General features: G+C 45.2%; 32 protein-coding genes. 20 read left to right on the top strand and 12 right to left on the bottom strand.

Annotated features, from left to right (window positions below; all coding sequences use genetic code 11):
* Nucleotides 1–109 precede the first annotated feature (109 nt).
* From B3G15_RS14235 to B3G15_RS14210, 6 genes are read left to right on the top strand one after another with little or no spacing between them, the layout of a single operon-like run.
* A complete protein-coding gene (locus tag B3G15_RS14235; protein ID WP_290721962.1) occupies nucleotides 110–805 on the top strand; it encodes an ABC transporter ATP-binding protein in 696 nt (231 codons plus the stop codon).
* 27 nt (nucleotides 806–832) lie between these two features.
* Nucleotides 833–1,600, top strand: a complete 768-nt coding sequence (locus B3G15_RS14230; RefSeq protein WP_290721961.1) for a hypothetical protein — start codon at nucleotides 833–835, stop codon at nucleotides 1,598–1,600.
* A 19-nt stretch (nucleotides 1,601–1,619) separates the two neighbouring features.
* The gene (locus B3G15_RS14225) at nucleotides 1,620–4,262 is read left to right on the top strand and encodes an ABC transporter permease (protein WP_290721959.1); all 2,643 of its coding nucleotides are present in this window, start codon (nucleotides 1,620–1,622) and stop codon (nucleotides 4,260–4,262) included.
* A 52-nt stretch (nucleotides 4,263–4,314) separates the two neighbouring features.
* Entirely contained in the window at nucleotides 4,315–4,731 is a 417-nt protein-coding gene (locus tag B3G15_RS14220) for an NUDIX hydrolase (RefSeq protein WP_055968256.1), read from the top strand.
* Nucleotides 4,732–4,745: 14 nt separating this feature from the next.
* Nucleotides 4,746–7,373: an ABC transporter permease gene (locus B3G15_RS14215; RefSeq protein WP_290721957.1), complete on the top strand. Its 2,628-nt coding sequence runs from the start codon at nucleotides 4,746–4,748 to the stop codon at nucleotides 7,371–7,373.
* A gap of 17 nt (nucleotides 7,374–7,390) precedes the next feature.
* Nucleotides 7,391–7,918 (top strand): HAD-IIIA family hydrolase, encoded by a 528-nt coding sequence (locus B3G15_RS14210; RefSeq protein ID WP_290721956.1) that lies wholly within the window; start codon nucleotides 7,391–7,393, stop codon nucleotides 7,916–7,918.
* 202 nt (nucleotides 7,919–8,120) lie between these two features.
* Here B3G15_RS14210 and B3G15_RS14205 read toward each other — a convergent pair whose 3' ends face one another.
* Nucleotides 8,121–8,243 (bottom strand): hypothetical protein, encoded by a 123-nt coding sequence (locus B3G15_RS14205; protein WP_290721954.1) that lies wholly within the window; start codon nucleotides 8,241–8,243, stop codon nucleotides 8,121–8,123.
* Between the two features lie 158 nt (nucleotides 8,244–8,401).
* Between B3G15_RS14205 and B3G15_RS14200 the strand changes: the two genes are divergently transcribed.
* The 3 genes from B3G15_RS14200 to B3G15_RS14190 are packed head-to-tail and all read left to right on the top strand — an operon-like array spanning nucleotide 8,402 to nucleotide 11,610.
* Complete coding sequence (locus B3G15_RS14200) at nucleotides 8,402–9,064, top strand: hypothetical protein (protein ID WP_290721953.1); 663 nt, start codon at nucleotides 8,402–8,404, stop codon at nucleotides 9,062–9,064.
* Nucleotides 9,065–9,069: 5 nt separating this feature from the next.
* Nucleotides 9,070–10,326: a hypothetical protein gene (locus B3G15_RS14195; protein WP_290721951.1), complete on the top strand. Its 1,257-nt coding sequence runs from the start codon at nucleotides 9,070–9,072 to the stop codon at nucleotides 10,324–10,326.
* A gap of 30 nt (nucleotides 10,327–10,356) precedes the next feature.
* Nucleotides 10,357–11,610, top strand: a complete 1,254-nt coding sequence (locus B3G15_RS14190; protein ID WP_290721949.1) for a hypothetical protein — start codon at nucleotides 10,357–10,359, stop codon at nucleotides 11,608–11,610.
* A 1-nt stretch (nucleotide 11,611) separates the two neighbouring features.
* On the opposite strand, the gene B3G15_RS14185 is transcribed toward B3G15_RS14190, so the two are convergent.
* Nucleotides 11,612–12,142, bottom strand: a complete 531-nt coding sequence (locus B3G15_RS14185; RefSeq protein ID WP_290721948.1) for a hypothetical protein — start codon at nucleotides 12,140–12,142, stop codon at nucleotides 11,612–11,614.
* Nucleotides 12,139–12,726 (bottom strand): TetR/AcrR family transcriptional regulator, encoded by a 588-nt coding sequence (locus B3G15_RS14180; RefSeq protein WP_197484507.1) that lies wholly within the window; start codon nucleotides 12,724–12,726, stop codon nucleotides 12,139–12,141. The genes B3G15_RS14185 and B3G15_RS14180 overlap by 4 nt, the downstream gene beginning before the upstream one ends.
* A 154-nt stretch (nucleotides 12,727–12,880) precedes the next feature.
* Between B3G15_RS14180 and B3G15_RS14175 the strand changes: the two genes are divergently transcribed.
* Together B3G15_RS14175 and B3G15_RS14170 are read left to right on the top strand one after the other, a co-directional pair.
* Entirely contained in the window at nucleotides 12,881–13,597 is a 717-nt protein-coding gene (locus tag B3G15_RS14175; protein WP_290721946.1) for an ABC transporter ATP-binding protein, read from the top strand.
* On the top strand, nucleotides 13,597–14,625 hold the full coding sequence (locus B3G15_RS14170; protein WP_290721945.1) for an ABC transporter permease: 1,029 nt from the start codon (nucleotides 13,597–13,599) through the stop codon (nucleotides 14,623–14,625). The genes B3G15_RS14175 and B3G15_RS14170 overlap by 1 nt, the downstream gene beginning before the upstream one ends.
* On the opposite strand, the gene B3G15_RS14165 is transcribed toward B3G15_RS14170, so the two are convergent.
* The gene (locus B3G15_RS14165) at nucleotides 14,626–15,330 is read right to left on the bottom strand and encodes a hypothetical protein (protein ID WP_290721943.1); all 705 of its coding nucleotides are present in this window, start codon (nucleotides 15,328–15,330) and stop codon (nucleotides 14,626–14,628) included. It lies immediately after the preceding gene.
* A gap of 83 nt (nucleotides 15,331–15,413) precedes the next feature.
* Here B3G15_RS14165 and B3G15_RS14160 point away from each other — a divergent pair, with 83 nt between their 5' ends.
* The 3 genes from B3G15_RS14160 to B3G15_RS14150 all read left to right on the top strand — a co-directional run bounded on the left by B3G15_RS14160 (nucleotide 15,414) and on the right by B3G15_RS14150 (nucleotide 16,226).
* A complete protein-coding gene (locus B3G15_RS14160) occupies nucleotides 15,414–15,758 on the top strand; it encodes a DUF2200 family protein (protein ID WP_290721942.1) in 345 nt (114 codons plus the stop codon).
* A 12-nt stretch (nucleotides 15,759–15,770) separates the two neighbouring features.
* Complete coding sequence (locus tag B3G15_RS14155) at nucleotides 15,771–15,941, top strand: hypothetical protein (protein WP_215147561.1); 171 nt, start codon at nucleotides 15,771–15,773, stop codon at nucleotides 15,939–15,941.
* A 75-nt stretch (nucleotides 15,942–16,016) separates the two neighbouring features.
* Entirely contained in the window at nucleotides 16,017–16,226 is a 210-nt protein-coding gene (locus B3G15_RS14150) for a hypothetical protein (RefSeq protein WP_064299809.1), read from the top strand.
* A 59-nt stretch (nucleotides 16,227–16,285) separates the two neighbouring features.
* Here the strand turns inward: B3G15_RS14150 and B3G15_RS14145 are convergent, their stop codons facing one another.
* Genes B3G15_RS14145 through B3G15_RS14135 form a run of 3 tightly spaced genes read right to left on the bottom strand, consistent with a single transcriptional unit; the run spans nucleotide 16,286 to nucleotide 18,350 of the window.
* Nucleotides 16,286–16,828, bottom strand: coding sequence for an NADPH-dependent FMN reductase (locus tag B3G15_RS14145; RefSeq protein ID WP_290721940.1), 543 nt, complete (start codon nucleotides 16,826–16,828; stop codon nucleotides 16,286–16,288).
* 45 nt (nucleotides 16,829–16,873) lie between these two features.
* Complete coding sequence (locus B3G15_RS14140) at nucleotides 16,874–17,857, bottom strand: ring-cleaving dioxygenase (RefSeq protein WP_290721939.1); 984 nt, start codon at nucleotides 17,855–17,857, stop codon at nucleotides 16,874–16,876.
* Between the two features lie 58 nt (nucleotides 17,858–17,915).
* A complete protein-coding gene (locus tag B3G15_RS14135) occupies nucleotides 17,916–18,350 on the bottom strand; it encodes a MarR family winged helix-turn-helix transcriptional regulator (protein WP_214723322.1) in 435 nt (144 codons plus the stop codon).
* A gap of 246 nt (nucleotides 18,351–18,596) precedes the next feature.
* Between B3G15_RS14135 and B3G15_RS14130 the strand changes: the two genes are divergently transcribed.
* Nucleotides 18,597–19,133, top strand: a complete 537-nt coding sequence (locus B3G15_RS14130) for a hypothetical protein (protein ID WP_047394639.1) — start codon at nucleotides 18,597–18,599, stop codon at nucleotides 19,131–19,133.
* Nucleotides 19,130–20,506 (top strand): hypothetical protein, encoded by a 1,377-nt coding sequence (locus tag B3G15_RS14125; protein WP_290721938.1) that lies wholly within the window; start codon nucleotides 19,130–19,132, stop codon nucleotides 20,504–20,506. The genes B3G15_RS14130 and B3G15_RS14125 overlap by 4 nt, the downstream gene beginning before the upstream one ends.
* A 53-nt stretch (nucleotides 20,507–20,559) precedes the next feature.
* Here B3G15_RS14125 and B3G15_RS14120 read toward each other — a convergent pair whose 3' ends face one another.
* Nucleotides 20,560–20,985 carry an Lrp/AsnC family transcriptional regulator gene (locus B3G15_RS14120; protein WP_290721936.1) on the bottom strand — a complete coding sequence of 142 codons (426 nt, stop codon included), beginning with the start codon at nucleotides 20,983–20,985 and terminating at the stop codon, nucleotides 20,560–20,562.
* Nucleotides 20,986–21,121: 136 nt separating this feature from the next.
* On the opposite strand from B3G15_RS14120, the gene B3G15_RS14115 reads away from it, so the two are divergent.
* The gene (locus tag B3G15_RS14115) at nucleotides 21,122–21,280 is read left to right on the top strand and encodes a DUF1272 domain-containing protein (RefSeq protein ID WP_290721935.1); all 159 of its coding nucleotides are present in this window, start codon (nucleotides 21,122–21,124) and stop codon (nucleotides 21,278–21,280) included.
* Nucleotides 21,281–21,315: 35 nt separating this feature from the next.
* On the opposite strand, the gene B3G15_RS14110 is transcribed toward B3G15_RS14115, so the two are convergent.
* Entirely contained in the window at nucleotides 21,316–21,780 is a 465-nt protein-coding gene (locus B3G15_RS14110) for a DUF4188 domain-containing protein (RefSeq protein ID WP_047394648.1), read from the bottom strand.
* A 1-nt stretch (nucleotide 21,781) separates the two neighbouring features.
* On the bottom strand, nucleotides 21,782–22,318 hold the full coding sequence (locus B3G15_RS14105; RefSeq protein WP_290721933.1) for a PadR family transcriptional regulator: 537 nt from the start codon (nucleotides 22,316–22,318) through the stop codon (nucleotides 21,782–21,784).
* A 147-nt stretch (nucleotides 22,319–22,465) separates the two neighbouring features.
* On the opposite strand from B3G15_RS14105, the gene B3G15_RS14100 reads away from it, so the two are divergent.
* Complete coding sequence (locus B3G15_RS14100) at nucleotides 22,466–22,738, top strand: hypothetical protein (protein WP_290721932.1); 273 nt, start codon at nucleotides 22,466–22,468, stop codon at nucleotides 22,736–22,738.
* A 5-nt stretch (nucleotides 22,739–22,743) separates the two neighbouring features.
* Here the strand turns inward: B3G15_RS14100 and B3G15_RS14095 are convergent, their stop codons facing one another.
* Nucleotides 22,744–23,301, bottom strand: coding sequence for a histidine phosphatase family protein (locus B3G15_RS14095; RefSeq protein ID WP_290721930.1), 558 nt, complete (start codon nucleotides 23,299–23,301; stop codon nucleotides 22,744–22,746).
* Nucleotides 23,298–23,960, bottom strand: a complete 663-nt coding sequence (locus B3G15_RS14090; protein WP_290721928.1) for a Type 1 glutamine amidotransferase-like domain-containing protein — start codon at nucleotides 23,958–23,960, stop codon at nucleotides 23,298–23,300. The genes B3G15_RS14095 and B3G15_RS14090 overlap by 4 nt, the downstream gene beginning before the upstream one ends.
* 90 nt (nucleotides 23,961–24,050) lie before the next feature.
* On the opposite strand from B3G15_RS14090, the gene B3G15_RS14085 reads away from it, so the two are divergent.
* Together B3G15_RS14085 and B3G15_RS14080 are read left to right on the top strand one after the other, a co-directional pair.
* Complete coding sequence (locus B3G15_RS14085) at nucleotides 24,051–24,770, top strand: alpha/beta fold hydrolase (protein ID WP_290721926.1); 720 nt, start codon at nucleotides 24,051–24,053, stop codon at nucleotides 24,768–24,770.
* 81 nt (nucleotides 24,771–24,851) lie between these two features.
* Nucleotides 24,852–25,559, top strand: coding sequence for a hypothetical protein (locus tag B3G15_RS14080; RefSeq protein WP_290721924.1), 708 nt, complete (start codon nucleotides 24,852–24,854; stop codon nucleotides 25,557–25,559).
* Nucleotides 25,560–25,567: the final 8 nt, after the last annotated feature.

The following is a 25,567-nucleotide window of genomic DNA, read 5'->3' as shown; positions in this document are numbered from 1 at the left end:
ATGAACAAATGTAAAAAAAGTGGTTGGGTCAGAAATAAAAACGCAATAGACAAAATTTTCTAAAAATAATACACTGAACATAACCAAATTATGTAAAAGGAGTGGTCATATGGATATTACCTTTCAAGATATTTCGCATACATTCGAACGAAGCGGTGTCCGGACCGACGTCTTGCATCAACTAAACGGTCAGTTTTCGCAAAGTGAGGTGACGGCACTCGTCGGTCCATCCGGGTCTGGAAAATCAACGTTCCTGAGTCTCCTCGGTTCACTCGATCGTCCGACGTCCGGACAGATCCTCTATGACGGGCAGGACATCACGTCTTGGAAGAACAAACGGTTATCGCAATTCCGCTCGCAAGAGATCGGCTTCATCTTCCAGCAGTTTCACTTATTACCGGCACTGACGGTGTCCGAGAACTTAAAGGTCGCCTTGTTAAAGCAAAAGACCTCTTTCAATCAAGATGAGCGGATTCTCGAGCTGCTCGAACGAGTTGGACTCGACGATAAACGGAATGCTCTACCTGCTCAATTATCCGGTGGACAACAACAACGGGTCGCGATCGCCCGTGCCCTGCTTCACCATCCGCAATGGATTCTCGCGGACGAGCCGACCGGTAATCTCGATTCCGTGACCGGTGACGCAATCTTCGAGTTGTTACTAGAGCTGCATCGTGAAGCCAAATGTGGCGTTTTATTTGTCACACACGACCTAGAACTCGCCGAACGTGCTGACCGGATTCTCTTCATGCAGGACGGACGAATCGTTGAAGACCGCCGGAAGCGCACGGTGCAAAGTGTCTAAGTACTGTTTATAGGGAGGTGTTCCGCGTTGCAATCGTTTCGTGCCAAATTAATCACGAGCTTCATCGGCTCGATTGTCGTTTTTCTGTTGCTATCGGTATCGACGCAATCCGCATATAAAGCGTTTCGGAATGCGGACTTCTCGGAACAGGAGACGACGATCGTGCGGGGATGTAATCATAACGACTTATCCAATTTATTCTTCACAAAAAACAGTTGTAATTTCGATGACAAAATTGATGAAAAAGAAGACGGCGTCTATCTGGGAACGTCCGATGAAAAAAGTAAAAATACGGGAGGCACACCACGCGGTCGAAAAGTAAAGGATCTTCCTCCATTTTCTATTTTGAATGTTGTAGAAGGCACATCCTCCAACAACATTCTATTCTTCACCGCTGTACTTGTACTCGTTGCTTTCGTAGCATACCGGATTCTTCGTCGGCGGCGACGATCATCACGGTCACGAGAAGTTGAAAGTGAAGCAAACCATTGGGTCCAACCATCGTCTGAAAGTTATGTCCAACAAACAAACCTTCAATCGATGCTTACTCCGCCTGAAGAATCATTACGCCTGATGCTATTTGATTTTAACCAACGATTACCGCGTGCCCTCAGACGGCGAAGCCACGAATCGTTGACAGACTGGACGGAGCGCATTCATCTGGTGACGCCACTCTCTCCTTACTTCGTCACCCGCTACGCAGCGCAAGCAGAAGTAGAAGCACTCGATGCACAAGCGATTCACCATTTCGAACAAGATCTTGCACATTATTTAAAGACGCAGCTCTCCCAATAACAAGCAAAGGAGACTACATATGCTTCGTTTCGTCATCAATCAATGGCGCCGGCAGCGCGGAAAATTCATCCTGACGCTCGTCGGTGCGCTCATCATCAGTGCCGGACTCAGTTTGATGTTCAATCTTACCGACTCCAGTCAAGGAACGGTCGAACAGACGTTACAAAAAAAATGGTCGTCTGCGTATGACATCGTCGTACGACCGAAGGGAAGTCAGCTTGCAAGTGAGTCGAATGATTTACTGGAACCGAACTATTTGAATGGAATCGACGGAGGAATTTCCTTCAAACAATACGAAACCATCAAAAAAATGAACGACATTGAAATTGCGGCACCCGTCGCTGTGATGGGTTATGCAAGTATCAATGCTAACGTTCCAAAAGTGTTGAACTTTCCAAAAGAAGATGGAATATACCGGGTAACAATGCAAGAATACGATAACTCAGGTATCAAAAAAGAGCGTCTCTATGATCAGTCCTTTCATATCGCCCAAGGATTAAAAATTCCTGTTCCAGAGAACAAAACATTTTTCACTAGATCGACAAAAGAGTTCTCTGATCTTACGATGAATCATCTGACACTACTCGTTGCAATTGATCCAGTCGCAGAAGCTAAGCTCGTCGGACTGGATAAAAGCATTCTTAAAGATAAAAATTCACGCTATTTTGAAGAGACGGATCAATATCGTAAAGGAGGCAGTGACGGTTCATTCCATAGCATCCCAGTCATCATCGATCCCGATGCCGTGAGTCGCGGTAATTTTTCATTCAAAGTCGAAAAATTAAAGGTACCCTTCTCGACTGACAAAGAACAGCAATCGTTTGTCAATCGCCTTGCAAAAGAAGACCTGCACAAAACATCGTTTGATTCATCATTAAATGACTACCCAGCAAAAGTTCTACAGACGGAAACAGTCTCCGTCATGGATATGCAACGTATTTTTCTAAATTCATTGAATGGAAAAACGACACGATTCATGAATCGTGACGCTGCTAGCTCCACTGTGACGGGTCTATTCTTTAAAACGAGCCCACTAAAATACAAGACTACTAAAAGTCCCTTTCCTACACGTTGGTCCAATGCGTATGCCGTTGAAACAGCTCCAACAAAATTAAAAAATTGGAGTTTTTCTGAAACTAATATCCCTGCATTCGGTTATCGCTCGATTCAATCGACGGGCAAAAAAACTAACTCGAAAGAGTCTGATAGTCTCCCTTATTTCGTTCCTTATTTTTCGATGGACATCATCGGACAATATGATGCTGACAACATTCAGGTTTCAAAAGATCCGTTAAATCAGTTACCGATGGAGACTTACAGACCATCAACGGCTGATTTAGTTCTTGACGAAAAACAACAACCGATTAATCCTGCTCGAAAAATTCAATCGTCTGGAAACCCGGTCGGACTACTAACAAACTCACCACATATTCTAACAACACTTGATGTTGCAAAAGAGACATATGGTGAAAAATCGATCTCGTCGATTCGTCTAAAAATCAAAGGGACTTCGACCGTCAGTGAAAAGTCAGAACAATTACTCCAAGACGTGAAGCAGCAAATCGAGCGAGAAACCGGACTCATCGCTACGATCACTAAGGGTTCTTCCCCACAACCGGTCGTCACGAAAGTCGTCGAACAAGGCAAAACACTCGGTTGGATCGAACAACCATGGGTTCATATCGGTGCTGCGATGACGATTTTCCGCGAGACGAGCGTCGGGTTCTCCGGTGTTATCTTCGCGATGCTTGCCGTCGCGATCGTCTATGTCCTCGCGACGAGTTATGTCTCAATGCTCGCGCGCAGAAAAGAGTTCGCTGTTTTACTCGCACTCGGCTGGCGGACGAAGGATCTCTATAAAATCGTCTTGATCGAGGCGGCAATCCTCGCTGGATTCGTCTCGACGGTTGCTTTAATTGTCGAAGGCATCTTCTCGTATGTTCGTAATGAAGCGATGAACGGCTGGAGTCTTCTTTGGATTGCGCTGTTCAGTCTCGTCATTTACCTGGCTGGCGCGACCTGGTCGGCGTGGACGATCCGTCGCATCTCACCTTATGAAGCGATTAAGACCGGTGAATACGCGAAAGCAGCTCGCGTCGGACTGAAACTTCGTTCGACCGTGACACTCGCACTAAAGGAACTGATCGGGAAATGGAAGCGCAATAGCCTATCCGTCCTCTCGATTGCTTTACCGACAGCTCTCTTGACCTTCTTCCTGTTCGTGACGTTCCATTTACAGGGTGTCCTTTACACGTCGTGGCTCGGACAATTCGTCGCCCTGCAAGTCGGTCCGATGCATTACGTGACGATGGGGGTTGCGATCACGATCGCCATTTTAACGACGGGAGAGATTATGTGGCAAAACGTCACCGATCGCCGTGCTTCACTTGCCGTCTTAAAAGCACTCGGCTGGACGAACGGAGCGATCCGACAGTTGATTGTCCTCGAAGGTTTCCTTGTTGGTCTGATTTCTGGAGTCATTGGGCTGATTGTCGCCTACACGACAATTTATGTCTTATACGACCTCGTTCCATGGAATGAACCGTTGTTGATTGGCGTATCGCTCGCCTTACCGATTCTGTTCGGTGTTATCGCGGCGTTCATCCCAGCACAACTGGCCGCTCGTGTTCAACCGTATCAAGAACTCAAAGATGCATCTTAATATTTGGCGGAGGGGCAACAGACGTTGTCCCTCTCTTCACAGGAGGAAGTCTATGTTACCGACATCGATTTATTCGTTATCAGCAGGAGCAGTCGTCTTGAATGACCAAAACGAGATTCTTTTGATCCAAGGACCGGATCGCGGCTGGGAGTTTCCGGGTGGCATCGTCGAGCCTGGGGAAAGTGCAGCTGACGGTATCATTCGCGAAGTCAAAGAAGAGTCTGGAATTGAGATTGAAATCGTGAAATTTTGCGGCATCTATCAAAACCTCGAGGCGAATGTCTGTGCGACTTGTTGGCTTGCAAAAGCGATTGGTGGTCAACCGCAGACGAGCAGTGAAAGTTTAGCAGTCGGTTTTTTCCCGCTCGAGGAGGTGTTACGACGCGTAACGTGGTCGAACTTCAGCGAACGAATCTTACATATCTTAGATGAACAGTCTCATCCATTTTTCGTAGCCTTTACCCCATAAAAGGAGGAATGACGATGTTCCGTTTTGTCTTAAATCAATGGCGCCGGCAGCGCGGGAAATTCATCCTGACGCTTGTCGGCGCCCTGATCATCAGTGCCGGGCTCAGTTTGATGTTCAACTTGACCGATTCCAGTCAAGGAACGGTCGAACAGACGTTACAAAAGAAATGGTCGTCTGCGTATGATATCGTCGTGCGACCGAAAGGCAGTCAGATGACGACCGAGTCGAGTAAGTTACTCGAACCGAATTATCTGAATGGGATTAACGGAGGGATTTCGTATAAACAATATCAACAAATCAAACAAATGGATGCGATTGATATCGCAGCCCCTGTGGCTGTCATGGGATACGCTAATATCGGCATCTCGATTCCAAATCAAATCCACTTTCCGGACGATCCTGGTATTTATCGACTGAGTAATTCACATTATGGTGCTGGTGGATTTTCGAAAGAACTCATTGCACAGGATGGTGCCTACTTTTCAACTATGGAAGAGCCGCTCGTTCCTCCGAATACACGATTGATCCATCTTCAAGATCCGAAAGGTTTTTCATCCATACAACCCTTTACCTATAGTCTTATCGTCGGAATCGATCCGGAGGCGGAAGCGCAACTCGTCGGTTTGGATAAGAGCATCCTGAATCAAAAGAAGTTTCGTTACTTCAACCAGGAGGATGTCCCCTCAGCCAGTAAGAAGAGCTCCAATGAATTCAATATCCCGGTATTGATTAATCCAAAATCCTTCAATACGGGATATAGTCAATTTAAGTTAGAACAAGTTAACGTCGATCTGAAAACGAAACAAGCACGCGACACATTTTATCAACGACTAGCTCAATCGAACGCTCCTCAACCTCTCGATCAAGAAAAACGAAAGATCATCCAAGACATTAAAGTCGATGCCTCTAAAGTCGAGAGCGCTTTTTTTGATTCCCTACTCGGTCAAAAAACTAAGGTACTTCCGCATTCGGAAGCAAATACTAACGCTCAACTCGTCGCCCAGACAGGCTCATTGACTTATCAAACGGTGAAGAGTCCGTTCCCTACACGATGGGAGAATGCTTATGAAGTACACACAGCACCTACTGCATTCAAAAATGCTATATTACCATCCTCTTATCTTCCGAAGCGTGGCTTCCGGACGGTAGATTCTTATGAAATAAAAATGAAAAAATCGGATGGATCTGCTTTTAAGTCAATGAATCCTTATCTGACGTTTAATGTCGTCGGTTTGTATGATCCGAACAAGATCAATGTCTCCAAAGATCCATTAAACGAATTACCGATGGAGACCTATCGACCATCGGCTGCGAGTATCGTACTTGACTCAAAAAATGAACCGGTCAATCCTGCCCAACCGATCAACACGACCGGGAATCCAATTGGTCTGTTGACGAACTCTCCAAACGTTCTTACGACAGTCGATAGTGTCCAAAAGGTGATGGGCGATCAATCGATTTCATCGATCCGGTTAAAAGTAAAGGGTGCTTCTTCTGTCGGTGAACAATCAGATAAAACCTTACAACGTATCAAGTCGGAAATCGAACGAGAGACTGGTCTTATCGCTACGATCACCAAAGGTTCCTCTCCTCAACCCGTCGTTACGAAGGTTGTCGATGACGGGAAGACGCTCGGTTGGATCGAACAACCATGGATCCACATCGGTGCTGCGATGACAATCTTCCGTGAGACGAGCGTCGGGTTCTCAGGCGTCATCTTCGCGATGCTTGCCTTCGCCATCGTCTATGTCCTCGCGACGAGCTATGTCTCGATGCTCGCCCGCCGGAAAGAATTTGCCGTTTTACTGGCACTCGGCTGGCGGACGAAGGATCTCTACAAAATCGTTTTGATCGAGGCGGCGATCCTCGCTGGATTCGTTTCAACAATCGCCTTGATCGTCGAAGGCATCTTCTCATATGTCCGTAATGAAGCGATGAACGGCTGGAGCCTCCTCTGGATCGCGCTATTCAGTCTTGTCATCTACCTCGCTGGTGCCGCTTGGTCGGCGTGGACGATTCGCCGCATCTCACCGTACGAAGCGATCAAAACAGGCGAGTATGCAAAGGCGGCTCGTGTCGGACTAAAGCTTCGTTCGACCGTGACATTGGCGCTAAAAGAACTGATCGGGAAATGGAAGCGTAATAGCCTATCCGTCCTCTCAATCGCTCTCCCAACGGCACTACTGACGTTCTTCTTATTCGTGACGTTCCATTTACAAGGAGTGCTTTATACATCGTGGCTCGGTCAATTCGTTGCCCTGCAAGTCGGTCCGATGCATTACGTGACGATGGGTGTTGCGATCACGATCGCTATTTTGACGACGGGAGAGATCATGTGGCAAAACGTCACAGATCGCCGCGCCTCACTCGCCGTCTTAAAAGCACTCGGCTGGACGAACGGCGCAATCCGACAGTTGATTGTCCTCGAAGGCTTCCTCGTCGGTCTCATCTCCGGAGTCATTGGACTGATCGTTGCTTATACGACAATTTATGTCTTGTATGACCTCGTTCCATGGAATGAACCGTTGTTGATTGGCGTATCGCTCGCCTTACCGATTTTGTTCGGTGTCATCGCCGCCTTCATCCCAGCACAACTGGCAGCACGTGTTCAACCGTATCAAGAACTAAAAGATGCTTCGTAAACTAAGGAGTTGTACACATGAATTCTATTCAGGCAATATTTCTTGACCGAGACGGAACGATTGGTGGAGATGACACCGTCCACTACCCTGGAACGTTTGCGCTATTTCCATACGTTTCTTCGCTAATCGAACGCTTACGTAATCAAGGGATTTTACTGATTGCGTTTACGAATCAACCTGGTATCTCAAAAGGCTTGGCCCGCGAAGAGGATTTTCGAACAGAATTACAGCGATTCGGCTTTGATGATACGCTGATTTGTCCGCATGCAGCGGAAGATTGTTGCACTTGTCGCAAACCATCACCACATTTATTACAGCAAGCACAAGTAAAACACGATCTCCGACTCGAGCAATGTGTCGTCATTGGGGACCGATGGAGTGATATGGTGGCAGCTGCGCACGCCGGGTGTATTAAAATCTTAGTCCGAACCGGTGCCGGAAAGAGCTCCATTCGTGATTACGCTGATCACGTGGAACAAGCAAACGTCGACTATATTGCCGACGACTTAACAAACGCGATCGCTTGGCTCGATACGCAAAACTGAACAAACAAAAAGGCGCGTCTTCCACAATGGAAGTCGCGCCTGTGTTATTTCTTCGAACGTTTTGGTTGAGAAGATGCGTAGACACTAACCGCTAACACAAATAAGATTGCAAACCATGTCCAAAATGACATGTTATCGCCTCCTTTAAATAATGCGTAGGTACTTTAACTACCTTCTTTTTATTACCAATAAATCCCTGCAATCATTTATTAGCGATTTTTCGTAATAGATAAAGCGCGTAGATGATCGATGGAACAGCCATCGCCATGAGGATGATATGGACACTTCCGAATAACACGTTCACAGCTAGATTAAAATCTGACACTTTTGTTTCCTCCTAAATTTCAATGGTTCTCTGTTTTTATTCTACTATAATAATACATTTCTCTATATTTTTAACCCTTACAATTATGTAATAATTTTCAATTATCCTTCATTACGAAGAGATTCACGTTACACTGAACGTACGAAATAGAGGTGAATATGTTGCAATTAACATTTGAGTACATGCCTTATTATTACGATGATGATCTTCAATTGATTCCAAATGATTTTTCAGACCCTGATAATTTGCGCTTCGTCATCGAACAAGACTACACGTCAGCTTTTAGCATCTTTACGAATCCAGACGATGAATCCTCCTCGTTTGAAAGTTCATTTCTTGAGCAGTGGTTACATCGATTACAAGCTTTCCCACTATTCGTCTGTGTAGAGGTGAATCGTTATGACGAAGAAGAGTTTGAAGCGTTATGTCGCTTTTGTTCAATTACATATAATGATTTAACACCACTTGCGGACAAACGTTTCATCGTCGCTGAACTGAAGCATGTTACCGATTTTCAACACCTGTATTCTTACTTACATTCCCACGCGAGTTGGAATGATCTTGTTATCTGGTCGACCAAACCAAATGTCTTCCGGATTGAATACCGAACGCACTACTACTCCGAAAGACCAGAAAAAACGGTCATCGTCTCCATGCAGGAAAACATGTCTATCTTTGCGTTCAGCTACGATGCAGATGTCGTGAATGTTGTCTCGAATCAACCGTTTTTTGAGACGGCCGATCGCCTGTTTAATACCTTACCCGACTTCGTCGTTCCGACCTTAGTTGACGATACAGAAGACGTACAAGAAAAGGAGTGAATCCTTTGGATCCTTTAACAAAACAGCTAATTGAATACATTCTCAAGAAGTATCAGTTAAATGATTACATTCTCTATGAGTCATCTTTCGCTCGACACAAAATAAACGACCAAACCGTCTACTCTTTTGAAACGTTTTGGATTCCGCGAGGTGCATATGTTATCGAGGAAGAGGATGGCACGATGCTTCCCGAAGGAACCGTGCAGATTACGATTGACCCTGTTACGAAACGAACGACGACGTTATCCTTACACGGTCCGACCTCGATTCATTCCGTGCCTAACGATTTACGTGATCCAACCACTCGGATGGCTTGGATCGAATCAGAGACCGACATGATCCATGGTACGCATTTTATGGTAGAAGAAGAAAACGAAACTTTTTTCAGTTATGTAAGTTGTCACGAAGGGATTCGGATGTCTCCCGGTTGTTTCATTCACCTGACGTTAACGGACAACGGTCAACTCGATGAGTTGTTCCTATACGGTCCTCATCCGCTTAATCATCATGTGGCTCAGGAACCTTTCGCTTTAACGCTCGAGGACATCAACTCGCTAGCTAAACAACAAATAAAGTGGTTCTCCTACTCAAAACCAGGACATCAATACGCGCATACCGTCGTCGAGACGATCGTGACGCAAGAAGGGTCTATCCTTGTGCCTAGTAAACTGGTCTTCACGTCATCACTCGATCGAAATGACATTTTAACGTGGACAAATCCGTCAACTTCAATTCTCAAACGCCATCCTTTCCAATCAGCAGCAAGTGTGACAGCAGAGGATGTGATCATGCAGACCGAACATCCTGATTTTCGTCCAATCCAGCAAGAGACGGTGAACGCCTGTCGAATTGCGATTCAAGAAATCGTCCAAAACGTCTACCCCAGTGAATCCGGACAATGGGCGATTCGTCACATCTACCGGCAATATCCTTACCTTGCTGTCAAATTATCTCGCGCGAATCCGACGTCCTATGTTGATCAGCAAAGACGCGTCACGATTCTCCTTGACGAAAAGACGCTTGACTGGATTAGCTTGACCGACGATCAGGAACTCCATACCGTGTTCGCATCCGTTACTGCACCAGAGCTCGAGGATGATCAGCAAGATGTCATGTTCAATGCATTACGTCCGTACCTTTTGCTCACGCCGCGTTATGTGTTCGATATCTCAAAAGGTCAATACGTTCTTTGTGGTTTACTTGACTCGAACCATGCCTACTTACCAGCAACAAATGAGGTCGTTTTAATACGTGATCTATAAAGTGAAGTTAGATATAAAGGAGTGAACGAGTTGCATCCATTAACGAAAGATTTAATCTCCCATATTCAAGATAAATATCAACTGAGCGATTATGTCTTACATGAAACCTTCTATCGCCGTGAAAAAATTCGTGGTGAAACGCAATATTCGCTTGAGACGTGTTGGTTCCCCATCAATCACGGCCCTTGGTCTGAAGACGAGAGTTATCCAGACGGTACGATAGAGATCCAAGTCGATACAGCTACACGACGAACGACATCAATCAACAAACATGGTGATGTCACAATTTATTCTCTTCCAGAGGACTTGCGTGATTCAGACACACAAACTTCCTGGCTAGAGCAAGAATTAGGAATGACGTTCGACCAGGAGTTCATGTTACTGAAGCACCAAGATTCGCTGTATCAGTATGTCAGCTGCCAAAACGAAATTCGCCTCTTCCCTGGTTTTTTCATTTCGCTTGAATTGACGGACGACGGAGCGCTTGATTTTTTCAGTGTGTATGGAACCCCCGCCCTGAGCAACAATTATCCGACTGAATCGTTTTCACTGTCACCTGTTCAAATCACACCGATCATTACAGAACAGATACGGTTCTTTTCAGCTCCTGGTGATCAACAACGAATACAGGCGCATGCAATCGAGGAAATCTTTGTTTCTCAAAACGACTCGCTCACGTATCCCTTTAGTGATCCAGACACTTCGTCCGTTGCCATGAACGAGATCGTGACATGGGACAAACCATCTACGTTCTCCTACACGCGCAAATTGATTAAACGGAGAGACGCCGTCACGGCACGCGATGCCGAAGCTCAAACGCCACACCCGGATTACCGACCGTTGACCGATGGGACATTGATGACTTGTAAGTCAATTGCTGTAGACCTCATCGCTGCGGAGTATCCGGAGGAGTCAGGAGCGTGGACGATTCAGGAAATCTATCGGGATTTTCCATTCATTAACGTGAAAGTACGCCGGACTCGTGACGACATAAATCTCGCTTACAAACGTCGTTTGACGATTCTCCTGATTGAAGATACTTATGAAATTAGCCTAATCGTTGATAACGAGTCGATTATCGCGCTCTACCATGACTCGTCACAACCGTTGCCTAATAGCGTGCCCAAAGAAGCCATACGTGACGCACTCATGCCTTATCTGACATTAAAGCCATATTATGTCTTCGACCATGCGCTCGATCAGTACGTCCTCTGCGGACTGCTCGACTCCGATCATGCTTACTTACCGGCAACGAACGAAGTCGTTTTATTGCGCGACTTATGAGTTAGTTCAGCCATTGATCTATCCGATTCCTTACTGCTTTTGGAAGAACGAGTCGTCTCAGCTGTTCCAGTCGCTCTCGGTCCACTTTCTGTTTCGTAAATACGTCTTCGATCATCGTGACCTTTTGTTCCCGTCCCGGAATCAGTTGATAGATGACGTACCAATCGACGAGTGCCATGAACGATAGTCCAGCTGAATCGATCGATTGTTCATCAAACGGATAGACGAACACACCCTCGCCATGGCGAATCTGCAGTCCGCTCATCAGATCAAGATCGATTCCTTCGATCATAAATTCTTGGAATACTTCCGTTGCATAGAGTGACGTCTCGTCTTGTTCAACGACAGTTCCCATCTCAGATAACAATAGGACTGCCCGTTCGGCGTCCGCTAACGCGACGACGAGATCGATGTCGCGCGGAGTGACAGGCAGTCCATGATGGTGTAACAATAATGAACCCCCGATACCAAAGTGAATCTGTTCATGCTGCAAACACGCGACGACTTTTTCTAACACTTGCTCAAGACTCATCGCCGGAACCCCGCTGCTCGAAACGGTCCTTCCATCGAAATCGTAAAGATGATTCGCGCAATTTCATCCGGCGATGTCTCGTTTGGATGGCTTAACCAGGATTCGATGACACCGAGATGGGCGGCTGAGAGATAGGCAATGAGATAATTTTCTGGAACGAGCCGTTCTCCTTGTTCCGGTAGTCCCGAGAACAGAATTTGTTGCATGTAATCACGGACCCGCTTCCGAAACATCCCATCACTCGTTGGACTGAGTAAGATCCGCATCAGCGTCCGGTGTTCATAAAGAAACGTTAGAAACGGGATGATTCGTCGGTACGGTGAGTCCTCCGTTTTGTTGATCAGGACAAAGGGAATCTCGCGTTCGAACGTCGCTTCGATCTTTTCAAAAACCTCATTCGTCATCCGCTCGAGCAGTTCGTATTTATCCGCGTAATGATGGTAGAACGTCCCGCGATTGACTTCCGCCCGTTCCGTCAACAACTTAATCGTCACGGCGTCAAAACCGACTTCGTCGATCAGCTGAAGGAACGTCTCGCGTATCCTCCGGTCGGTCCGGATAACGCGTAAATCCTGTTTTTTCATCGAAATCGCCTCTTTCTTCAACAGTTTTTCAGGAAGTGTCGCTTAAGCGACAGATGGACGTCAACTGGTCATTGCTCCCAGTTTCTCTCCCTTTTATAATGAAATTAATCAACACGTTGTTCAATAATTATTTCATAAAAGGAGGGAGAATACGATGGATTTACGATTACAAGGTGTATCAAAATCGTTTCATCAACAGAACGTCCTCCAACAGATTGATCTTTTGATTCCGTCCGGTGAGATTTGTGGGTTACTTGGTCCGTCAGGTTCCGGAAAGACGACATTGATTCGTTTGATGATTGGTGCGATCCAGGCAGACGCAGGTTCGATTCAGATTGGTGACACTTCGATGCCAAGCTTCAAGATGTTATCGCAGATCGGTTTCATGCCACAAAACGATGCTTTGTATGAGGATTTATCGGGGCTTTCGAACCTACAGTTTTTCGGTTCCCTATACAACATGTCCCGTCAGGATTTAGCAAAACGAATCGAAGAGGTCTTGACACTCGTCGATTTAACGAATGATCAAAAAAAGCTCGTTCGCCATTATTCCGGCGGGATGAAGAAACGATTGTCTCTCGCCATCTCAATCCTGCATCGTCCGAGCGTCCTATTCCTTGATGAGCCGACCGTCGGGATTGATCCCGTGTTACGCCGCCAGATTTGGAATCAATTCCAAGCGATTCGTGCGCAAGGCACGACGATCGTCGTCTCGACCCATGTCATGGATGAAATCAATGAATGTGACCGTGCCGCACTGATCTATAACGGTCGAATCATTGCCTATGATCCGCTCGACCGTTTGCTCGCACAGACTGAAAACGGTCAGGTCGAGGAACTATTCCTGCTCGCTGGAAAGGACGTGACGTGATGTGGCAACTCGCACGACGGGTCATCCGTCAAACGTTGAACGATAAACGAAGCGTCGGACTGATTTTGCTTGCTCCATTACTAATCTTCACCTTGATCTATTTCCTACTTGGAAACGATGATTACACGCCTGTCGTCGCTATCAGTCAAGATGTACCGGCTCCAGTCTCTCAAGCGATCGAAAAACAGGATTTGTCGATCAAAACGTATAATGGCAGCGATGCTGACGCCTATCTCAAGAATCATGAAACGGTCGACGTCGTCTTAGAGATGAGCGACAATCAGCTGTCCTTAAGTCTCCGCGAACCATCGACGAAAAGTTCGAAAGCACTACGCGAAATCCAAACTGGATTGGCATCGCTGCAACCGACGGTGCAACTCGAGACGAACTATCTGTACGGAGATGTTGATCAATCGACCTTTGATGCGCTTGGCTTCGTCTTTTTATCCTTGTTTTCCTTCTTTTTCGTCTTTATCTTATCGGCAATGGCACTCGTCAAGGAACGCAGTGGCGGCACGCTCGAGCGGTTGATGATGACACCGATTCGCCAAACCGACGTCATCTTCGGCTATACGCTCGGTTATAGCGTCTTCGCCTCCATCCAGGCAATTCTTGTCGTCCTGTACGCGACAACCGTTCTTGACTTACCGTCTGAAGGTTCGATCATCTGGGTCTTCCTGACGATGCTTGGACTTGCCGTCGTCGCGGTCTTGTTCGGGGCAACGATTTCGATTTTTGCCCAGTCTGAGCTCCAGGTCGTCCAGTTGATTCCCTTTACGATCATTCCGCAGATTTTCTTCTCGGGTTTGATTCCGCTCGATCTAATCCCGTACGGACTCGGTAACATCGGATATATCACCCCGATCTTCTATGGAGCGAGCGCGATCAAGGAAGTACTCGTCTACGGCAACGGTTGGTCGAGCATCTGGCCGTACTGGCTCGGACTATTCCTTTATGGAGCCGCCTTGTTCCTGTTGAACATGCTCGCCCTTAACAAGTATCGCGGACACCAAAAAAGACACGGCTGATTACACAAGCCGTGTCTGATTTTGCTTAAGCTGTTCAAGGAAAATAGTCCGTCGAGAGGGATCGAGTGTCTGCTCTGCCACGTCGGCATAGCGAACGAGTTGATAGATCTCATGCGGGACCGTGACCTCTAAGCGTGTAAACCACTCCGTCAGCGTCTCATGTGTCCGTCGCTGTTGCGCTGGAGCAAGTGACCGATTGAACGAGCGTACTGCTTCACGAATTTTTGAATCAAGAATACTGTCTTCTGATGAGGACTGGACTTCAGGCGTTAGTGTTAGCGATAGAGCAGTTCGTTTTGGTTGATGCCTTGATGGGAATGACCACTGCATGCGGTTGAATCGTTGTCGACGATAGAGATAGATGATCATCACTAGAGCGACCATCCATGGAGTCATGCGAACGATTTGATTGATCGCATCCGTCCATGATCCCTTTCCAACTTCAACAACAGGTTTCTTATCCGGCTCTTTCCGATATCCTTTGTGCCCATTTTTTGAAGAGTCCAGTGCCTTTGTGATCAAATCTTTTTTCGCATAGATGACTTTTTTAGTCGGTAAGATCGTGCTCGGGACATGTACCCAGTTTCCCGTCGACTGATCGATCGGAGGATCGACTAAGGCTTGATACGACAGTTTTACACCTACAACGCCTAAAAATAGTAGTAGGCACGTCATGAAAGTCATTCCAATGATTCGACGTCTCATTTCATCCTGCACCTCCAAAACGAAATTGAAATCCTTAACACAAGATCTTTTCCCATATGTTACCATGAAAGGAGGCGATTCAGATGAGTTACGAAAAAGTATTTCAAATGCCAATGTTGCAGCTGTATCAGGTATACCGTCAAAAAGTCGAGCGTAAGCAACGGACACAAGAGGAACTCGATGACGTGCTGTTCTGGTTGACCGGACACACGCAATCCACTCTTGAACAAGCCATACAAACCCAAAACGTCGCAGCCTTTTTCGAAAACGCACCCGCCCTGAACGAACGTCGCTTTTTAGTTACTGGTGTCATCTGCGGGATTCGTGTGGAAAACCTAACGGATCCGCACATTCGTAACATTCGCATTCTCGACAAACTCGTCGATGAACTGGCAAAAGGAAAAGCATTAACTAAAATCTTACGATAAGGAGGAATGCTGATGTCTACTTTACTCAGTACACTGGCGATCCTCGTCATGGTGACCAGTGTGACCTATTTCATCGTCTATCAAGTCAAACGAAGCAAAGGAACCCATCGTTCACCCGTCTATCGACTTGTCTTTGGTGGTCTGTTGGTCGGCTTGATGGTCAGTTATTTTTTGCTGACGTGAGTCCTGATTTTTAGTTTTTGATTTTAACAATAAAATCATTAATACAGTATTTGAAATAATAGAGGAGGTATACGCTTGCAACTTCGAAAATGGATCCTTCCGCTTTTGCTACTCATCTGTCTCGCCTCACCGAATGCCGCAACGACATATGTGAAATGGACGGTCGCTCCAACAGGTCACTATCTCGAACGGCTTCAAGCGGCTGACATTCCTTACAAAGTCCGCCAACACACGCTTTACGTTCAAGAAAAGGATCTGCGCCGCGTCACGTCGTGTTGTACATGACAACGATAGAAAACCCCCTCATTTCGCTGAAATGAGGGGGTTTTCTGATCAATCACGATTTAGCGAATTGTTTTTAATGCTGTTGCCCACGGGATGACTTGATCGAGCATTTGGTTGACCGATGTTTCTTGAACGGCTGCCGCTTTTAAGACCGATCCGTTCTCGAAATCAGTGAACAAGGATAACGCCGGATGCACCCGGACGTCGGCGATCAATAACTCACCTAAGATGCCGCGCAAATGTTCTGCCGCCCGTGCTCCACCGACAGAACCATAAGAGACGATCCCTGCCGCTTTATTGTTCCATTCGACTCGTAAATAATCGAGCGCGTTCTTGAGTGACGCTGCAATCGAATGGTTGTATTCCTGGACGATGAAGACGAAGCCGTCTTGTGCTGCGACATCCTTCGACCAAGCAGCAGCACCCGACGCATCCCCATTCTTTTCACCTAGAAGCGGTAATTTGTAGTCGGCGATATCAAGAATCGTGTAGTTTGTATCCCCCCGTTGATCGGCGAGTTGTTTGACCCAGTTCCCGACTTGTGGGCTGAGGCGTCCTTCACGTGTGGATCCTAAGATGATACCAATGTTTAATTTCTCCATTTTCATTTCCTCCTCGTATTTAGATGCTGTCAGTTCACTTTCCTATTAAAGATATTCTTTTTCGATCTTGCGCGTACTCCGGACCGTATCGATTGGACGGACCATTTGTTCGATTTGTGCTCGTTGTGGCTCGAGGAATGGTGGTAATGACAATTTCTCCCCGACCGTTTCGTATGGCTCATCACCCATGAAACCAGGACCATCCGTTGCCCACTCAAACAAGACACCGCGCGCGACACGGGCATAAAGGGACTCGAAGAAGAAGCGATCGACGTAACCGGATGTGTTGAAGCGAAGCTGTTGCATCCGCTCGATCCATTCCTGTAAGGCAGCCGTATCTTCAACTCGGAAAGCGACGTGGTGGACCGTTCCGAATCCTTGACGTCCGCTTGGTAGAACGACGTTGTGCTCAACGATAACTTGGGCACCGTTTCCGCCTTCGCCCATCTCGAACAAGTGCAGGGAACCAGCTTGATCGACTTCGCGCATCAACATCGCTTGTTCAAGTACCGCTTTTAAATTGTCGAATTCCGCGATCCGGATGTGAATTGGACCGAGTCCCGTGATCGCGAACTCGAGTGGTACCGGACCATTTTGCCACGGTGTGCCGGAAGCGACACCTTGATTATGCTCGTCAGAAATCAACATGTATTGTTGCTCATCGAAATCGACGAACGAGAGCGTCTTCTTGCCGAATTGTTCTTTGATATCACGGTGCTTGACGTCATATTTGTCAAAGCGTTTGATCCAGTATTCGAGTGCCGCATCCGTTGGGACACGGAACGCTGTCTTGAAGATTTCATTCGTTCCGTGTGATCCCTTTTGGATACCAGGGAAATCAAAGAATGTCATATCCGTGCCTGCAGATCCTTTATCATCGGCGAAGAATAAGTGATACGTCTGGATGTCATCCTGATTGACGGTCTTCTTGACCAATCGCATCCCTAGGACGTTCGTAAAGAAGTCATAGTTTTTCTCGGCACTGCTCGTAATCGCCGTCACGTGGTGTATTCCTTTTAGTTCATTCATGAAAAATCGCTCCTTTAATGGTTATTATCTCGAATTCGAGATATCAGTCTAAAAAATTTTATTGTTTTTTTGCTTGATAGCCGATCGTTTTGGCTGTCTCGATGAATGCTTCGAGGTCTGACGGGGCTATTCCTTGAAATACTTGATTAATCGCTTGCTCGTGCTTTGGAAAAATAGCTTCCATCAGTTGGTGTCCTTCAGAGGTCAGTTCCGCAAATGTCACACGCCGATCCTCTGGACATGCTTTTCGGACAACGTAATTTTTCTTTTCGAGCTTATCGATGACATAGGTGATGCTACTGCTGGTGATCAAGACTTTTTTCCCAATCAATTGAATCGGTTGCCTGCCCCTGTGAAACAGCAACTCAAGAACCGAAAAATCCGTCGGGTTCAATCCCCATTGCGCAACATCCTTCTTGATGACTTCATGTAACGCATCAACTGCGCGTACCATGACCGTCAATGCTTTCAAGTTCGGATTCGGTCGTGTCATTTCGTTCACCTCTTTTGTATCTTCAATTCATATATCTTTAATTCGAGATAAATATACCATCTTGTTTTTTTCCTGTCAATAATTTTTGTTTTTCTATTACTAAGTAAAATTAAATTAATATTATATTGTAGAAGGATAAAAAATTAAACTGTAGAATTATTTCGTAACACAATATTTAACATCATACTCAGTTAAATGAATTATATTGTAAATTTAAAATGTTTAATAAAGAAAGGGTGTTATGAATTGAAAGATAAAAAAATTTATAAAAATGCCGAAGCTTTAACTCCAATTATCAGAGTAATTAACGAAGCTGGTGACGCTATTCAAAACAAGTCTAAAACTTTCAAAACATCAGATATACAAGATATTATTGGACCTTTTGCAGGTCTTGGAGTAGGTGCAGGGGTTGGTGGTGGAATAGGATTTGCATTATTAACAACATTAGGTGTTCCAGGTGTTGCAGCGGCTGGAATAACCTCTGGTTTGGCTACTGCTGGAGGAATTGTTGGAGGAGGAATGGTAGCTGGAATAGGTGTGCTAGCCGCTCCAGCTGTTTTATTGGGTGTTGGAGGATATGCATTAGTAACAAGTTACCAACAAAAAAAATTAGAGCAAACTAAGGAAGCCCTTCTTCAAGAAGCAATACTAAAACAAAATGCTCTAATTGAAGAATTAAAGAAAGATCTTAAAAGTACTAAAGATAGAACAGAATATTTAAAAACATTAAATGTTATTTTACAGTCGATAATTAATGATTTAAAAGCAGATTTATCTGTATGAAAAAAGAAGAAGATACTCGGTATAAAGAAAAGTTGAAAGTTTTAGTTAATCATTCTAAGAATTTATCATCTATATCAAATTCATTGAATGTAGTTAATCAAGATTTAGACAACTCAGTTGCCGATAGCGAAAAGTTAATAGAGTCATTTAACATTGACTTGAGCACATATAAAAATAATCAGTATAAGTTGAATGACAATGAATTAAAAATCAAAGTTCAAAAAAAATGGGAAGAATTAATTACTGAAGTGGATGAAAATGGTCATGATAAACTTGATATTTCTTTAATTTTATCCGCTGAAGAAATTTCTGGAGTAAAAAATTCTTTAAATCAATTACGAGGAGAATTTAAAGCTATACATCGACTTGATAAGATTGATTGGGCAATTGCAGGATTAACAGGAGTAACATCTGCATTAGTAGATATTCTCCTTATACAAATGCCGAAACGTCCTGGTTTTTTAGGGGAAAAAGCAGTTAAAGGTGGACCACTATCAAACTACATCAAAGAAACTATATCAAACTCTTTAACAAATAAAGAAATTAGAACGCTTGAACAAAACAATTGGGTTCCATATGATTCATCTCATTCAAAATCTTTGGCAGAAAAAGTAGATGGTTTAGGTCCAAGAACTCATAGATTTCAAACTTTGGGACATGATCCGATTCTAGGTTTCATATTCGGAGTTAGAGATATTTTGCACAGTGAAATGACTTCTATAGATAAAAACGGAAAGTTAATTATTCAATCAATAAACTCCGAAGAAAAAAATATCTTAGGAATGAATATTTTTGAAGCTATTGTAAGAGTTTTTGGTCACCTTAAATCTGATATATGTACAAAATCGGGTATTCCTGCACCATTAATGCCATTAATACAACTTTTACAGATAGGCGAATTTGGTAAGCAGAAATATACTATAGGACAAATTAGCAGATCAATGTATGCAAGTGGTTATGATTTTTCTCATTTTTTATCAATGTCAATCCCTGTATTAATCATTGAAGTTTTAGTTCGAATTCTATATTTAATAAAAAATCTAAATAATGGTAAGTCACTTACAGAATCTATTCCTATTGATACTCTCACTAATAAAAAACCTAAACTCCAAACAATGCTGTTTGCTGCCCATTTATTTGCAACTACTGCAAATGCCGGAAAAGTATATCTAACACAAAGTCCATTAGCAATTAATTATCCTCAATGGATAATTTTTGCGAAATATAGCTTCAAGCAAATCAAATGGAATGGTTATGATAAATCATATAAAATGAATGCTTATGTTCAAAAACATATTGATGACAAGTGGAATTTAATTCACTTACAACTAAACCAGTTATTAGAATCAACAGAAGAAATTATTTATCTTTAACTTAAGTTTTCATTTTATATCATTAATGGAATAATAAAGTGTCTTATCTTCTATCATATCGTATACCCCGTAAATGGCACTGGCGTCGACAGTCGAATCCAGGTCGACGGTTTGCCGTAGACCGATGCATCATCGAGAAAACGTTCCAGTGTTGCAACGGACGCGGTTTGCAACTTGACCATGAAGTTATAGCTACCGGTCAACCGGTGACACTCGACGACTTCTGGATGTCCTTTACAAAATTCAATTAAGCCTGCGCAGCGTGTCTCTTCGAACATGACGACCGCGAGTAACTCTTGCGCGAGTGCTTCTGGATTAATGACAGCACGGAACCCTTCGATGATTCCCGCGTCCTCCATTTTTCGGACCCGTTCGATGACGGCAGGTGCCGATAATCCGATCTGACGTCCGAGTTCCGACCATGGAATCCGGGCATCGTCTTGCAGAATCCGGACAATCTGTTGATCAATTTGGTCCATTTTTCATCTTCCCTTCGAATTAAAACCACTTTCTTCAAATTAACATGGAATCAAAGGGAAATATAGCCTTTTTCTATGTTCTCCTACTGTGCTCATCAAAATGCTTTTCTTATACTAGTAACAGGAGGTGATACTTATGGAACCAACCTGTGTCCGGTGCCAAGAAACGATTGAAACGACGGTCTATCAGTGCTCGCACGCTTGTACGTTTTGCAAACCGTGTACGAAAACGCTCGATCATATTTGCCAAAACTGCGGGGAGATACTCGAACCCGTCACACCAGTCGCGACTTAAAAAGACGGATGCCTCGGCACCCGTCTTTTGTCTATTTAGATCGTCTCTTGTGATTGCCGCTCGGCTAAGCGCCCTTTTGCTTGTTCTTGATGCGGCTTGATCGCCGACTCCCCGAGTGCTTTCGCTAGACCTCGGGTTGGAAGATTGACATACATCGACTCATAATTGCTGACTTCGAACGTCTCATGGAAGATCCCGACCGCTTCTGATGTCCGTGCCTTCTGATTGAATCGTTTCCACGCCGTCAAATGACGGGAACCATGGGCATATGCCATCAATTCTTCCGTCGAACGCCAATACTGAATCAACGTCACGGAACGCCAACCGACAAGTGACTCATGCGAAATCAGACCGACATCGTTTGCATAACACTCTTGTAGCATCGGTCCCATCGCTTGGACCGTCGGTAACCACTGCCGGACAGAACGTAGGCGATTGATCCGTAAACCGATGATGAACACGACGACGTCTTTGTTCGGAGTCGCAATGATCCGTTTCATGTCAATTTCCTCCTTCAAGGGTCTCAAGGGAAGCGTCGCACCAGTCGAGTAACGCCCGTGTCTTCCGAATGCCATAATCAAGCGTCAATAACCAATAGACGGCATCATTCGAGTCAGGATAAGAACGAATCATCGCATCGATCGCTTGATATCTCTCAAGCCGTTCTTCGAGCAATCGCGCGTGCTCCTGAATTTTCTGCAACGTGACCTCTTTTGAAGCATGTCGAGCGAAGTACAGCTTCAACAACAGGTCGTTCCGTTGCACGGGCAATTCGACGGACGGTTCAGCGACCCACCTCTCGAGCTCTGCATGCCCGTTTTCCGTCAGGGCGAATTGTTTCCGTTCCCCATCCGTGACCTCTTCAACGATCAAACCTTCCGCCTCTAACCGTTTCAGCGTCGGATAGACTTGTCCGAAGCTGATTTTCCAAAAGTGATTCAAGCTCGTATCGATCGTGTGTTTCATCTCATAACCAGACGTACATCCGCTTGCAAGAAGTCCGAGAATCGCATAACGGGTCATGTTTTCTTTTGGCATCGGTCCCTCCTATATCTAAAAGATACTATCTTTTAGATATAGTTCCCGTTCATTCAAATACCAAACAGGAAATTTACTGGATGAAGCAGGAGTTATCGTTTTAAATCCGAATTCTTGTCTACATACTTAATTATAAGGAGTTCACATATGACATTCGCTAAAGCTTCTATCTTCTTTAGTTTGCTCGGTCTGCTCATCGCCTATATGATTTTCCCACCGCTCAACTGGGCGTTCGGACCGAACTCGATGCTTACGATCCCAATCGGACTTGTCATTTATCTGTTTGGAATCGGACTCGGGATCGTCGCGATCAAACGACGCGAACCGGGAATTCTCAAATACGTTAGTCTCGCCTGTACCGTTCCACTTGGTGTGTTACTACTGCTCTTTCTCGGTTTTATCTTCAGCGGGCAGATTTAATCATTTTACAATAGTTGTTCATGAGACGTTTTCCCGCCTGCATCGAACGTCAGCTGATGGATTGCTGGACTCGCCATCGCGCCCAGCCACTCATTTGCCGGTCGTCCAGTGTAGTGTTCGAGCACTAACGCCAACACGAGACCATGCGTCGCGACGACCAATCGGTGGTGCGGGTGGGTTTTACGTAGCTGATCGATGGCTACTAGAGCACGATTGCGTGCTATTTGATTCGACTCTCCACCTTTTTGCGCGTAATCGTCATTTTGGAATGATCGCTTCAACAGTTCTTCTAGCCGTTTAGGTGATAAACGTTCGTCTGTTTCCTGAAAACGCCGTTCCTGAAACGCTGCCTCGTAGATTCGCAAACCTCGTTGCTCAGCAAGTGGCCGAACGGAGTCTACCGCCCGTCGCGTCGGACTCGAATAGATGGCGTCAATCGGCAGCGCTTCAAAGAACGCTACGAGTTCCTGCGCTTGTTCTTGACCTGCATCCGTTAATCCCCGCCCTTGATCACTGCCTGTTTTGATCGATTCGCAATGGCGAATGAAATAGATCGTCCTCATCGCAACTGGACCCACTTTCCTTCAGAAATCACGTCTACGTTCGAACCGATGACACGAATCGCTGTCGCATCGTCGATCGCGTACGCCGGATTCGTCAATGTCTCAGCCCAAGACTTGGCAGCTTGTAAGTGATTGTCTGGTAACTGCGGATGATCGAGATGCGGGAAGATTGAAAAATCAACGAGACCTAATGTTGCGTCCGATTGCTCCGGCGTCTTTTTCCATTCAACAAAATCCGTTCCGATTCGTGGCGTCAGAATCATACTGCCGGCACTCATCCCGACATAGACCCCTGTCAAATTCGGTAACATGCGATCAAAACCCGATTCGACGAACCAGTGATGTAGAAAAAGTGGATCACCACCATTAACGAGAATGACATCCGCTTGTTCGACCGCTGGTTGCCAAATTACTGGATCAATTACCGAGACCGCTGATAATTCCAACAGACCAACTGACTTCCATCCTAAATCTACCATCGGTGCCTCATCTTTTCCTTGAATGAAGTTGACAGCAAGGTCCGTTCCTCTGCCTAATGCGTAGGAAGCTGTTGTGATCGCGATGGCACGGCATTCTTCAATCGGTTTTCCGAGCATCTCGCGTAACGCGTTGTGAATCGATGGATTTTGTACCCCACCTGAAGTTAATAGATAGTCCATCGTGACACCTCCTGTTCTTTGCTTTAGTTTACAATATTTGTGCGTTTCTGGTATCCTTACTTTTATTCCCACTAGAATAGGAGGAATCATATGTCTTTCGATTCAATGACGTTACCTGAAACGACGTTACACTATCGTCTGATTCTCGGAACTTCCGATCAACCGACGTTTATCTTTGAAAATGGATATGGACAAGATCTTTCAACCTGGCAACCAATCATGGATCAAGTTGAAGGACTTGGAACGATCTTGATGTATGACCGTACGAACATCGGTGGTAGTATGCAGCATGATTCCGAGACTAGTCGCCAGAGCGTGAATCGCCTTCGCCGTTTGATCGACACCTTATCTCTCAAACCACCCTTTATTCTTGTGGGGCATTCCTATGGCGGCACGTTAGTTCGACAATTTGCATCGCAATATCCAAGTGAAATAAAAGGTCTATTGCTCATCGATGCAACACCAGAATCCTATATTCAACGCTTCTTACCAGTGATGCCAAACACGTTCCAATCCATATACAAAAAACAATTCACGCTCGAATGTACATACGAAGATTTTAAAGAGAGTATTGAAGCGACGAACGTCGATGTCCTCTATCCATTTCCAGTCGTTGTTCTGTCTGCTGGTAAAAAGGATCATTATTCTCGTGAGGCGCAACTATTGTGGCACGAATTGCAACGACAAACTGCTGTACAGTCGATCCAAGGGTTGTTGATTGAAGTTCCAAACAGCCGGCACTTCATTCAACAGGATGCTCCCGATATTGTGATCGATGCGTTACATCGTTTGATTTCAGGTGATTCTTAAACTCTTTTCAAAGGAACTATTTCCCATTTACATACGTATAACTAATGTAAGCTTGATTCGACACACTGAATGGAGGCACATATGTATTCGATTCCTAGCTACTTCACACTCTACTTAAAAATCATGCTGACGGATAAGATTCCGGTCTTTTGGTCGTTAATCTTCCCATTGATTCTCGCCTTTGTCTTCGGGTCACGACTCGACTTCACCGAGAGCAGTTTCCTCTCGTTCCTCGCGCTTTTTTGGGGCTATATCTTACTTTCGATTTACGTGAATGGCATCGGTCTCCAGCTTGCCCGGATGCGGGAGCATGGTTTGATGAAAACGTATATCATGATTTCCGGTAGTAAGATCGGTTGTATTCTCGCACTCGTACTCGTTCAGCTCGTCTTCGCAACCGTTAGTTTAACGGTCTTTACGACGATCCTGATGCTCGTGTTCGGCTTCTTCTCACCTTTGACGTTGTTACTTGCATATCTCGTCTTGTTGCTCAGCATCCCGCTTGCTTTTGCAAGCATCGCCTTGACGATGCTTCCGGCAAAGATTTCGAGTATGTCGACATTGATCAACATCGTCATGTATCCCCTGTTCTTGTTCGCAAGTAACCAACCGGATCGCTGGTACAGTTACTTGAATCCTTTTTATGTCATGAAAACACTTGGTCTCGCCGTCTCTGAGCACGTTACGGGAGCATCGTTACTTATCTTGACCGTCGTACTCGTCGTTTATTTATTACTTGGTCTATTCTCTGTCAAACGCTTTAATCTCATGTCATTACTGACCCGATAGGAGGATTC

The organism is Exiguobacterium sp. UBA1053, assembly GCF_002316465.1.
Lineage (GTDB): Bacteria > Bacillota > Bacilli > Exiguobacteriales > Exiguobacteriaceae > Exiguobacterium_A > Exiguobacterium_A abrahamii.
Note: the sequence above shows the minus strand (reverse complement) of the source record. Positions and strands in the feature narration are given on the sequence as shown.

Bases quoted from the DNA above. Each gene is read 5' to 3' on its own strand.
- B3G15_RS14110 (WP_047394648.1), bottom strand. From the start codon at position 21,780: ATGAAACGGATCATTGCGACTCCGAACAAAGACGTCGTCGTGTTCATC.
- B3G15_RS14115 (WP_290721935.1), top strand. From the start codon at position 21,122: ATGGAACCAACCTGTGTCCGGTGCCAAGAAACGATTGAAACGACGGTC.
- B3G15_RS14175 (WP_290721946.1), top strand. From the start codon at position 12,881: ATGGATTTACGATTACAAGGTGTATCAAAATCGTTTCATCAACAGAAC.
- B3G15_RS14120 (WP_290721936.1), bottom strand. From the start codon at position 20,985: ATGGACCAAATTGATCAACAGATTGTCCGGATTCTGCAAGACGATGCC.
- B3G15_RS14170 (WP_290721945.1), top strand. From the start codon at position 13,597: ATGTGGCAACTCGCACGACGGGTCATCCGTCAAACGTTGAACGATAAA.
- B3G15_RS14140 (WP_290721939.1), bottom strand. From the start codon at position 17,857: ATGAATGAACTAAAAGGAATACACCACGTGACGGCGATTACGAGCAGT.
- B3G15_RS14080 (WP_290721924.1), top strand. From the start codon at position 24,852: ATGTATTCGATTCCTAGCTACTTCACACTCTACTTAAAAATCATGCTG.
- B3G15_RS14215 (WP_290721957.1), top strand. From the start codon at position 4,746: ATGTTCCGTTTTGTCTTAAATCAATGGCGCCGGCAGCGCGGGAAATTC.
- B3G15_RS14125 (WP_290721938.1), top strand. From the start codon at position 19,130: ATGAAAAAAGAAGAAGATACTCGGTATAAAGAAAAGTTGAAAGTTTTA.
- B3G15_RS14220 (WP_055968256.1), top strand. From the start codon at position 4,315: ATGTTACCGACATCGATTTATTCGTTATCAGCAGGAGCAGTCGTCTTG.
- B3G15_RS14145 (WP_290721940.1), bottom strand. From the start codon at position 16,828: ATGGAGAAATTAAACATTGGTATCATCTTAGGATCCACACGTGAAGGA.
- B3G15_RS14155 (WP_215147561.1), top strand. From the start codon at position 15,771: ATGTCTACTTTACTCAGTACACTGGCGATCCTCGTCATGGTGACCAGT.
- B3G15_RS14135 (WP_214723322.1), bottom strand. From the start codon at position 18,350: ATGACACGACCGAATCCGAACTTGAAAGCATTGACGGTCATGGTACGC.
- B3G15_RS14105 (WP_290721933.1), bottom strand. From the start codon at position 22,318: ATGCCAAAAGAAAACATGACCCGTTATGCGATTCTCGGACTTCTTGCA.
- B3G15_RS14200 (WP_290721953.1), top strand. From the start codon at position 8,402: ATGTTGCAATTAACATTTGAGTACATGCCTTATTATTACGATGATGAT.
- B3G15_RS14100 (WP_290721932.1), top strand. From the start codon at position 22,466: ATGACATTCGCTAAAGCTTCTATCTTCTTTAGTTTGCTCGGTCTGCTC.
- B3G15_RS14085 (WP_290721926.1), top strand. From the start codon at position 24,051: ATGTCTTTCGATTCAATGACGTTACCTGAAACGACGTTACACTATCGT.
- B3G15_RS14180 (WP_197484507.1), bottom strand. From the start codon at position 12,726: ATGAAAAAACAGGATTTACGCGTTATCCGGACCGACCGGAGGATACGC.
- B3G15_RS14235 (WP_290721962.1), top strand. From the start codon at position 110: ATGGATATTACCTTTCAAGATATTTCGCATACATTCGAACGAAGCGGT.
- B3G15_RS14210 (WP_290721956.1), top strand. From the start codon at position 7,391: ATGAATTCTATTCAGGCAATATTTCTTGACCGAGACGGAACGATTGGT.
- B3G15_RS14225 (WP_290721959.1), top strand. From the start codon at position 1,620: ATGCTTCGTTTCGTCATCAATCAATGGCGCCGGCAGCGCGGAAAATTC.
- B3G15_RS14095 (WP_290721930.1), bottom strand. From the start codon at position 23,301: ATGAGGACGATCTATTTCATTCGCCATTGCGAATCGATCAAAACAGGC.
- B3G15_RS14160 (WP_290721942.1), top strand. From the start codon at position 15,414: ATGAGTTACGAAAAAGTATTTCAAATGCCAATGTTGCAGCTGTATCAG.
- B3G15_RS14090 (WP_290721928.1), bottom strand. From the start codon at position 23,960: ATGGACTATCTATTAACTTCAGGTGGGGTACAAAATCCATCGATTCAC.
- B3G15_RS14185 (WP_290721948.1), bottom strand. From the start codon at position 12,142: ATGAGTCTTGAGCAAGTGTTAGAAAAAGTCGTCGCGTGTTTGCAGCAT.
- B3G15_RS14165 (WP_290721943.1), bottom strand. From the start codon at position 15,330: ATGAGACGTCGAATCATTGGAATGACTTTCATGACGTGCCTACTACTA.